1 protein-coding gene is annotated in these 666 nt (G+C 42.6%); it reads right to left on the reverse strand.

Features of this window, described 5'->3' with window-relative positions; genetic code table 11:
* Positions 1 to 62 precede the first annotated feature (62 nt).
* Positions 63 to 666, reverse strand: a 604-nt coding sequence (locus AB4653_RS25785; protein ID WP_372105648.1) for a TolC family protein, incomplete at its 5' end; no start/stop codon positions are given.

A 666-nucleotide genomic window follows, 5' to 3' on the forward strand; every position in this document is an offset into this window, starting at 1 on the left:
AAATTATTGTAGAGAAAGTCAGATAACACTTATCTGCCATATTGATCTTTTGAGAAAACTGCTCAGTTTGCATTACGACCTCCTGTTTTCAACGACTCAGTTGAGAGAAGGTGTTTAGGCACTAATTCTTGATTGTTTCGTCCTTCGATATCACTCATCAATTGCATGATGCTTTCTATCGATTGAATCGAGAGCACGCCTTTTGTTTGTTCGAGCTTGATGGTTTCGATGATGTAGTCGTATCGTGCGCTTTCATAATCTCTTAAGGCGCTGAAGAGCTTACTTTCTGCGGCAAGCAAATCGGTGATGGTACGGGTGCCTAACTGGTATGCCCTTTGAATGCCTTTGTAAGAGGCATAGTTGGCACGAATGATGTTCTCGTAACTGCTTATAGATTGCGAAAAATCGTTAATGTTTAGGACCGAAGTGTTTACGCTGTTACGAGTGGTGTAAAGCGAGTCTTGATAAAGCAGTTCAGTACGTTCAATTGCCGTCGATGATTTTTGATATCCATAGTAATCAGAACCACCAGACAAAATAGGCAAGGCTAGGTTCAAGCCAACGCTAGTTGAGTTGCTTTCGCCTGTCGCTGTGATGTCGGTTTTATCGTAGTTATTGGCGTCATCGTGACGATAGCTGGCTGAGAGTGACACGGTAGGTAAGAAG

The sequence above is a fragment of the Vibrio sp. 10N.222.48.A3 genome (genome assembly GCF_041475345.1).
Taxonomy (GTDB): domain Bacteria; phylum Pseudomonadota; class Gammaproteobacteria; order Enterobacterales; family Vibrionaceae; genus Vibrio; species Vibrio tasmaniensis_A.